The following is a 3,971-nucleotide window of genomic DNA, read 5'->3' on the forward strand; positions in this document are numbered from 1 at the left end:
CAGGGCCACGTGCACGCGGGGGAGGGTCGTGACCATGCGGCCGTTGCCCTCATTGGTCACCAGGCACAGCGTCCCGGTATCGGCTGCCGCCATGTTGACGCCGGAAATGCCCATATCGGCGGTGAGGAAGACCTGGCGCAGTGTGCGTCGCGCCACGGCTGTCATGGTCGAGACGTCATCCGTATAGGGCACGCCCAGGTGCTCCGAGAAGGTGCGGCCGACTTCTTGCCGGCGCAGGTGCAGCGCTGGGGTGATGATATGGGCCGGAGGTTCCCCGCGGAGTTGGAGGATGTATTCACCCAGGTCGGTCTCAACCACCTGCAGCCCGGCGTGTTCTAGAGCCGGGTTGAGTGCAATCTCCTCGCTCACCATGGACTTCGACTTGGCGATCAGGCGAACGCCATGCAGGCGGGCGATGCGCAGAACGTGCTCGCAGGCTTCCTCGGCTGACGACGCCCGGAGGACTTGCAGCCCATTGGTCTCACAGGCGGCGGCGAACCTTGCCAGCAGGGAATCCCAGTCGTCAAGGACTTCGAGGCGAATGTTGCGGGCCTGCTGGCGGACGGCCTCAACCTCGGGAAGGCTCGCGTTGGCTTGTCGCGCCCCTGCCTTGCGACGTTGGGCATTGTTGTCCAGCGCCTCTTGGAGCACAGGATTGGCGAGTGCCCTGCGAACGGCCTGGCGGAAGTGGGCGCTCATCGCAGGCCCCCGGGATCACCGGCCATGATCTGGGCCAAGTGGGCGCAGCGGGTGGCCGAACCGTGTTTGCGCAGTCCCCCTTCAATGTGCATCAGGCAGCTGACGTCGCATCCCACGACGCGTTTGGCGTGCGAGGCTTCAATCGCCACTAGCTTGCGGGCAAGCATCTCGGAGGAGAGTTCCGGCTGGTCCACCGAAAACACCCCGCCGAACCCGCAACACTCGGGCTCAAGCGCGGTCACCTGCATTCCCGGGATGGACGCCAGCAGCTGCATTGGCTGGCTGTCTACCCCCAGCCCCCGCAGAAGGTGGCAGGAGGGGTGGTAGGCCAGGCTGCCCCCCGGCACGCCACCCCAGGCGCGCACGCCAAGGACGTCCACCAGGAACTGGCTGAACTCGTAGGTGCGGCGGGCAAGCCTATCGGCTCGCGTTCGCCATTCCGGATCATCGGCGAACAGTTGCAGGTATCCGTGACAGACCATGTGGGCGCAAGAGCCCGAGGGGATGACAACTGGACCCGGCGCGGCCTCCAACACCTCAAGCGTGTGGCGGGCCATCCGCCTTGCGCTGTCCCATTCCCCGGCATTGAAGGCCGGCTGCCCGCAGCAGGTCTGCGCCTCGGGAAACGCGACCTGCACGCCGCAAGCACGCAGCACCGCAACCACCGACTCGCCCACAGCGGGGAACAGGCTGTCGATCAGGCAGGTCGCAAAAAGCTGTACTCGCATAAGGTGTCCCTCGGGCGCGTACTGGCAGAGGAGGGACGATCCATGGGGAGCATACCTGCCTTGGCGGGCGCAAGAAAGGAACAAGCATCACGCTGTGGCCCGCGAGGTGGCATACCGTCGCGCAAATCGGTTGACGGGGCAGGGCGGAGTTGCACGAGCCGAGAAAACGGCCGCTCGTGAGAGCGGCCGCGTGTCGGGGCGGGCGGATTTGAACCGCCGACCCCCTGCACCCCATGCAGGTGCGCTAGCCGGACTGCGCCACGCCCCGGAGATGGTCATTATAGCCGAGCGGGACGCCGCCAACAAGGCTCGATCCTGAGTCCGAGCGCCGAGACAGGCGGTGCCGGTTACCCTTGCGCAGGCTTTGAATCTATAATCGCTCCCGAGAGGTGCAGAATGCACGTATACGACATCTCGGTCGGAATCGAGCCGGGTATGCCTGTATGGCCGGGCGATCTGCCGTTGGAGTTGATCCGGGTTTCTGCGATCGCCGACGGCGCCAACGCCAACGTCTCTCGTATTTCCTGCAGCGTGCATATTGGCACCCACATGGATGCCCCGCTGCACTTCGTCGAAGGCGGGGCATCGATCGAGGCTCTGCCGCTCAAGGTCTTGATCGGGCGGGCGTATGTGGTCAACCTGCCCAAGGCCGACGTAATCGACGCCGCCGCCCTTGAAGGAGCGAACATCCCTCCACGCACCAAGCGTGTGCTGTTCAAGACCCGTAATTCCGCCCTGTGGGCACGGGGCGAAACCCGGTTCCAGACCGATTTCGTCGCCGTCGACGAGAGCGGCGCGCACTGGCTGGTCCGTAAGGGCGTGCAGCTCGTCGGGGTCGACTACCTCTCGGTGGCGCCCTACAAGCGCAGCAAGGAAGTCCACGAGACACTGCTGAAGGCGGGCGTGGTCATTGTCGAAGGTGTGGACCTGAGCCGGGTGGCGCAGGGGCGCTACACGCTGTACTGCCTGCCGCTCAAGCTGGTGGGCAGCGACGGCGCGCCCACCCGGGCGATCCTGCTCGGGGTGTAGTCCGGACTCAGAGCCCCCCGGTCTCTTGCGCCCGGCGCAGCTGCTCCCAATACCCCGGCGCCTCAAAACGCCTGAGAAGAAACGAATCGGCATACCTGGGAAGGTCTTGCCCGAGGACAGATCTGGCCAGCAGCTCGCCTGCGGCCGGCGAGGCCATCACACCGAAGCCGGATAGGGCGGCCATCAGGAAGTAACCTCCGAGAGGCGTTGGGCCGATCAAAGGCAGATTGTCCGGGGTGCGTGTGTAGTAGCCCCCGTCGACCGATGTCGGGGGCATCCGTCCGATATACACGCGCAGGCCGAGGATCAGCCGACTCATCCCGCGCATGGCGATTTCGGCATAGGCTGGGTCGGGCACGATTGGGAATGTCGGGAGGACGGATGGCAGGTGGTAGGGCCACAAGAGCAGGCAGTAGCGGCTGTCGGCAGGTCCCTCCGGCCGCAGATGTGCGCCACCGGGCAGTGGTTCGAGCAAGTTTCGGTCGGCGGGGGATTGGCGAAGCAGGGCGAGTTCCTCTTCCGACCATTCCAGGCGCTGCTCATCCGCGAGGATCAGCAAGGGTGCCGAGCGGGGGACGATCTGGGCGAGATCCTGGAAGGCGGCCTTCAGGTGCAGCTCCCAGGAAAGCGGAAGCTCTACCCCGGCCCATTCGCTGACCTCAGACGCAAACGGCCCGGCGGCGTTGACCAGGATCGGCGCGGAAATGTGATGTGCCCCGGCCGGCGTCTCGACCTGCAAGCCCTTGACGGCGCCGCCGGCGATCTCCAGACGCGTGAGCCTGCCAGCCAGGCGAGCCACCCCCGCCAGTGCAGCCTTCCCCAATAGCCAGGTCCCGAGCTCCTGTGCCCGGAACCATCCGGCGCGATGCACTCGCAGTACAGCGAGCGTGCCCGGCGCCAAGTAAGGATAGACCGCTTGGATGGCGGCGGGATCGGAGCAGAACTCCGCACCGCTGGACGCTCCTGCGGAAACTCCCGCCGATCCGAGACCGCGGGGGTCGATGCCAGGTGAGGGAGAGATGTGCAGCTCCCCGCCGCCAAGGCGGGCGATATGCTCGGCACGGACGAGCAAGCCGCGGGCGCCGTCATCGGTCGTGCTGGCGTACAGGTAGCCGCGGCGGTTGAGGCCGAAGGCGTTGCCGGTCTCATCTGCCCAGCGTTGCAGCCAGAACACGCTGCGGTCGATCAGGTGGATCATGGAGGCCTCAGGCCACCAGTTCCGATAGCACTCCGTGGATTTGTCACTGGTCAGGCTGAGGGGGGGGCGCTCATCGACGACCACCACGCGCAGACCTGGCTGGAGCAAAGTGAGGTGAAAGGCGGCCGAAATCCCAGCGATCCCGGCGCCGCAGATCACGACGTCAGCCGTTGTGCGTCCCATCCGGTGCGTTCTCGCCATCCGGTGTGAAGGAATGGTAGCGGCAGAGGCGCTGCGGGGCAATCACCCTCGGCCAGGGTCCGGAGACATCGCTGCCAGGTCGGTCGTCACCCCTTGCCGCCGGCGGCCAGTTGGCG

General features: G+C 66.1%; 4 protein-coding genes and 1 tRNA gene. 1 reads left to right on the plus strand and 4 read right to left on the minus strand.

The features are described 5' to 3' along the window. The 3 genes from MUO23_07895 to MUO23_07905 all read right to left on the minus strand — a co-directional run. Window positions 1-699 (minus strand): LUD domain-containing protein (locus MUO23_07895; GenBank protein ID MCJ7512877.1); only part of this gene is annotated, 699 nt, incomplete at its 3' end. Further along, window positions 696-1,427 carry a (Fe-S)-binding protein gene (locus MUO23_07900; protein MCJ7512878.1) on the minus strand — a complete coding sequence of 244 codons (732 nt, stop codon included), beginning with the start codon at window positions 1,425-1,427 and terminating at the stop codon, window positions 696-698. The genes MUO23_07900 and MUO23_07895, both read right to left, overlap by 4 nt. Window positions 1,428-1,620: 193 nt before the next feature. Continuing rightward, window positions 1,621-1,695 (minus strand) — tRNA-Pro (locus tag MUO23_07905). Between the two features lie 128 nt (window positions 1,696-1,823). On the opposite strand from MUO23_07905, the gene MUO23_07910 reads away from it, so the two are divergent. Further along, window positions 1,824-2,456, plus strand: coding sequence for a cyclase family protein (locus tag MUO23_07910; GenBank protein MCJ7512879.1), 633 nt, complete (start codon window positions 1,824-1,826; stop codon window positions 2,454-2,456). Between the two features lie 7 nt (window positions 2,457-2,463). Here MUO23_07910 and MUO23_07915 read toward each other — a convergent pair whose 3' ends face one another. After that, window positions 2,464-3,837 (minus strand): FAD-binding oxidoreductase, encoded by a 1,374-nt coding sequence (locus MUO23_07915; protein MCJ7512880.1) that lies wholly within the window; start codon window positions 3,835-3,837, stop codon window positions 2,464-2,466. Window positions 3,838-3,971 lie beyond the last annotated feature (134 nt).

Source organism: Anaerolineales bacterium (assembly GCA_022866145.1).
In the GTDB taxonomy this organism is placed as follows: Bacteria; Chloroflexota; Anaerolineae; order Anaerolineales; family E44-bin32; genus PFL42.

What these genes read in the sequence shown, in the direction of transcription:
- MUO23_07910 (MCJ7512879.1), top strand. Translation starts at nt 1,824, where the DNA reads ATGCACGTATACGACATCTCGGTCGGAATCGAGCCGGGTATGCCTGTA.
- MUO23_07900 (MCJ7512878.1), bottom strand. Translation starts at nt 1,427, where the DNA reads ATGCGAGTACAGCTTTTTGCGACCTGCCTGATCGACAGCCTGTTCCCC.
- MUO23_07915 (MCJ7512880.1), bottom strand. Translation starts at nt 3,837, where the DNA reads ATGGGACGCACAACGGCTGACGTCGTGATCTGCGGCGCCGGGATCGCT.